Below are 4,558 nucleotides of genomic sequence, written 5' to 3'. Positions count from 1 at the left end.
TTCAATGGATTATGATGTAAAATTATATGATAAAAAGACGATTCCCCTGGTAATTAAACCTGAAGATCTTGAAGAGGTTTCAAAAAAATCTGAAGAGTTGAGTTTTTCTGAATTAAAAAACTATGTCAACAAGGTTGAAGAAGAAGGATATGATGCAACAACCTATAAAGTTGATTTGAACGCAAAAATTGCTTTCCCTTTTATTTGTATCATCATGGTTTTAACGGGTGCTGCCACCGGCATGAGATCTTTTGTAAAAGAAAATATTCCGGCAGCAATAGCTCTCGGTGTTGTAATCGCATTTATGTATTGGATTATGTATGGATTCTGCCTGTCACTGGGATATGGAACCGTTCTTCCTCCCATTATCAGTGCCTGGGCAGCCAATTTGTTCTTTTTGTGCTTTGGAATCCTATATTTGATCAATACGGAATAATGGCATAAAAAATGAAACCAAATGATTTTTTTATATAAAACAATAATTAATACTTTATTTATCATTTCTCTGCCACTCCTGCCATTTGTCTATTTTTTTTCAGAAAAAAGAAGAGCAAATATGCTGTCAAGGTTTGGGTTCAGGACGGGTTTTAATCCTAAACAGGCTGAAAAGAAAAGAGTCTGGATACATGCTCTTTCCGTTGGAGAAGTCATATCAGCCGTGCCATTTGTCAACGCATTAAAAGACCAATTCAAAGACCTGGCTATTGTATTTACGGCTTCCACTAAGACCGGATTTGATATGGCAGACCAATTATTTTTAAAAAAGATATCTCAAAACAAAGACACTGCCCTGGTTGATCAATTGGGATATTTCCCGTTTGATCTGGGGTATTGTGTTAAAAAAATAAGTCGGCAGATAGAACCGGATGCAGTGGTGCTTGTTGAAACAGACTTGTGGCCCAATTTTTTATATGAGATGGAAAAAAAAGAAATTCCTGTGGTATTAATTAATGCCAGGCTCTCAAAACGTTCTTTAAACGGGTATTTGGTTTTTAAACGGTTTTCTTCACTGTTTTTTTCTTCTTTAACCGGGATTATGGCACAAACCCCTCTGGATGAAGAACGGTTTCAACGGTTAGGCATTGATAAGAGCAAGATATCTGTTGTGGGTAATATCAAGTTTGACCAACCTGTTGCAGATATGAATCAAAGCCGGATTGACAGTATAAGGGATCGTTTTGGTATTCAAAATCAAACAAAAGTATTTGTTGCAGGCTCCACCCATGAAGGAGAAGAAAAGATTCTTTGTGAAGTATATAAACGGATGAAGAAGAATTTTTCAGAATTTTTAATGATTCTTGCCCCACGGAATCCTCAAAGATGCCCGTCAATTTTGTCCTATCTTTTGTCCAATAATGTCCATGCGGTTTCTATGTCAACACTGGATGGACCCAATATAAAATTTAATAGACGTCCTGATGTTATTTTAGTGGATAAAATGGGAGAGCTCTGTCGACTGTATGCCATTTGTGATGCGGCATTTATCGGGGGATCAATGGTCAGACAGGGGGGGCATAACCCTTTGGAACCGGCAGCTTTTTCAAAGCCCGTTCTTTTCGGGTCTGATATGTCGGATTTTCTGTTGATTTCACGCATGCTTCTGGATCACGGGGGCGGTAAAAAGGTGGAATCTGAACAAAAATTAACAAAAGAACTTAAAACCATATTAGGAAGCAGGCAGATACAGCAGCATATGGGCATTCGAAGTTTTGAAGTCTTTTCAAAAAATTGCGGTGCTGTGCAAAGAATCATTAAAAATTTGGAGCACCTTCATATTGTTTGAAAAATATTTAAATAAATTAGAGGAACGAATTACACATATTTCAGGCAGCAATTTTAAGCCCGGGGTATTTTCTCTTGAATGGTTTTTAACTGGGATTTCATATGGTTATGGCTTGGGTGTCTGGTTCAGGCTCTGGCTATATAAAAAAGGGATTCTAAAACAAAAAACCTTGCCTTGTTTTGTTATTTCCATTGGAAATATTGTTGTCGGGGGAGCAGGAAAAACGCCTGTGGCCATTTATGTGGCGAATCTTTTAAAGGAAATGGGGAAACGGCCGGTTGTCATCAGCCGTGGGTATAGAGGAAAATATAAAGATCATTCAGTGATTGTTTCCGATGGTGACCGGATTTTTATAGAGGCTGAAGAGTCAGGGGATGAGCCGTATATGATGGCCAAAAGAAGATCTTTTCCTGTGGTAGTCGGCAAAGACAGGTTTGCGGCCGGCATAAGAGCAATTGATGCATTCAAGCCTGATGTGATTGTTCTTGATGACGGATTTCAACATTTGAAACTTAAGAGAGATCTTGATTTCCTGCTCCTGGATTATTCAAACCCTTTGGGCAATAAAAGGTTTCTTCCAGCTGGTCGATTGAGGGAAACTCCTCAAGCTTCTGCGCAAAGGGCAGATGCCCTCATTTTTACAAGAAGCCCGGATGAAAATATAAGTGTTGAGAGTATTGAAGAGATGCTGAGTCTTTATCCCGGCTGCCCCTGGTTTAAAACATTTCATAAACCATTTGTATGTCAACAGATAGTTGAAGGCTTAATTTTAAAAGAAGATACTACAGACATAGACGTGCTGAATGGCAGGAAGGCAGTCCTTTTTTCAGGTTTAGCAGATAACGAATCTTTTTATCGCTCGGCACTTAAGTTAAATGTGAATATTTTGCATCATCTTGAATTTAAAGATCATTATTATTATAAAAAGCCTGATATTTATTTGATAAACAGCATGGCAAAAAAAATGGGTGCGGATCTTATTCTGACAACGGAAAAGGACTGGACAAAGCTTGAAAAGGATATACAATGGGGTGCAAATTTGATAGTTATCGGCATTCAAATAGAGTTTGAATATCCAGAAAAGTTTAAAGATTTTTTAATTTCAGGAATAGAAAAGCAATGAGTGATGAGAGGATATACAAGTTAATAAAACTGATAGTAACTTTAATGGGAATGCTTCCAAGGAAAACTTTAAAGTTCTTTTCAGATTTATTGGGACTTCTCTGGTATAAGTTGGATAAGCGCCACAGAAATGTCGCCCTGGAAAATATTAATTTTGCCTATCCGGGAAAGTTTTCTCCGGCACAGGCTCAAAGATTTGTAAAAAAAAATTTCAAAAATACTGCCAGTATCCTTTTTGAAGTTATCTGGGCGTATCAGAAACCCAGGGATGAATTATTTAAATATTTTAAGGTTAAAGGTTTAAAATATTTAAAAAAAGCACAAAAAAAAGGCAGGGGAGTTATTATATTAACCTGTCATATGGGGAATTTTGAACTTCTTGTTGCTGCCTTCCCAAAGGCTGGTATGGAAAAACCATATGGGATTTATCGAAAATTTGATTTTAAACCATTGGAGCGGTTGATGCTGGAAATGCGGCAACGATTCGGGGCTACACTGATCCCTACAGGGGGAGCATCTCAAAAAATAGATTTGATTTTAAAAGAGGGTGGTATCGTTGGTACACTGTTTGATCAGAATGCAGGCTGGTATAATGGTGTGGTGGTAAATTTTTTTGGTAGACCGGCCTGTGCTAAGTATAGTTTAGTAAAACTTGTTTTAAGGTCAAAAGCCTCTGTTGTTCCAATGTTCATGATAAAAGAAAATGAGAAATATATTATGGAAATTTTACCTGAGGTTCCCTTGCAGACTACAGGCTGCCCCATAAAGGATATTGAAAACAATACCCAAAATTATGTGTCTGCAATTGAGTCAATGGTCAGATTATGCCCTGAACAATACTTTTGGGCTCACAACCGTTGGAAAACAAAACCTTATTCTATTATCAAGGGGAAAGTTTCTGGATAAAAACCCTTTACTCATAAGAGCCTACTGGGACACACGGGCAGGGCATGTGAAACAGACCCGTGGTCTTGTTGAGGCTCTGTCAGAACTAACACCTGTTGAGGTTACAGATGTATTTTTACCTGACTACGGGTTTTGGCGTTCTTTTTTTGACTGGACAATTTTCGTCTCTTCTTTTTTGGGGGGCAAAAAAAAAAATCAATCTTTGGAGGCTGACCTAATCATAGGAACAGGGAGTCACACACATATTCCCATGCTTTTATATGAGCAAAAAAATATGGGAAAAGTTGTTACATGCATGACACCTGACTGGCCTTTGGCAAAATATATGGATCTTTGTTTTATTCCGGAACATGATTCGCCCAAAAAAGCAGATAATGTTTTTATAACCATGGGCCCGCCAAATACAGCCTGCAATATACAAGCCCATGATCTAAAACAGGGCCTTATCGTCATCGGCGGAAAGGACAAGAAAACTCATCATTGGAATAATGAAAAAATATTTCTACAGGTCCGCCATGTTTTGGAAACTAAAACAGATATTTTCTGGACTGTTTCCACATCGCCTCGAACTCCGGAAAAAATGACATCAATGCTTGCAATACTTGATAAAGAATTTTCCGGCATGGCCTTTACACCGTTTGAAAAAACTCCCCAAGGCTGGATTGAAGAGCAATATGCCAAAAGTGAGTTCGCCTGGGTGAGTGCTGATTCTGTTTCCATGGTTTACGAGGCCCTTAGTGCAGGCTG

The 4,558-nt window shown here is 38.2% G+C and carries 5 protein-coding genes; all 5 read left to right on the top strand.

The window, feature by feature from the left end; genetic code table 11:
* Nucleotides 1-436 (top strand): LptF/LptG family permease (locus K8S13_RS17835; protein ID WP_291464622.1); only part of this gene is annotated, 436 nt, incomplete at its 5' end.
* A 120-nt stretch (nt 437-556) separates the two neighbouring features.
* Nucleotides 557-1,783, top strand: a complete 1,227-nt coding sequence (locus tag K8S13_RS17830) for a 3-deoxy-D-manno-octulosonic acid transferase (protein WP_291464620.1) — start codon at nt 557-559, stop codon at nt 1,781-1,783.
* Nucleotides 1,776-2,906: a tetraacyldisaccharide 4'-kinase gene (gene lpxK, locus K8S13_RS17825; RefSeq protein WP_291464619.1), complete on the top strand. Its 1,131-nt coding sequence runs from the start codon at nt 1,776-1,778 to the stop codon at nt 2,904-2,906. Before K8S13_RS17830 ends, lpxK begins: the two co-directional genes overlap by 8 nt.
* Nucleotides 2,903-3,811 (top strand): lysophospholipid acyltransferase family protein, encoded by a 909-nt coding sequence (locus K8S13_RS17820; RefSeq protein ID WP_291464617.1) that lies wholly within the window; start codon nt 2,903-2,905, stop codon nt 3,809-3,811. Before lpxK ends, K8S13_RS17820 begins: the two co-directional genes overlap by 4 nt.
* A 46-nt stretch (nt 3,812-3,857) precedes the next feature.
* Nucleotides 3,858-4,558: ELM1/GtrOC1 family putative glycosyltransferase (locus K8S13_RS17815; protein WP_291464615.1), on the top strand; the 701-nt coding region annotated here is incomplete at its 3' end.

The sequence above is a fragment of the Desulfobacula sp. genome (genome assembly GCF_021107415.1).
This window is presented reverse-complemented; position numbering and strand designations above follow the sequence as displayed.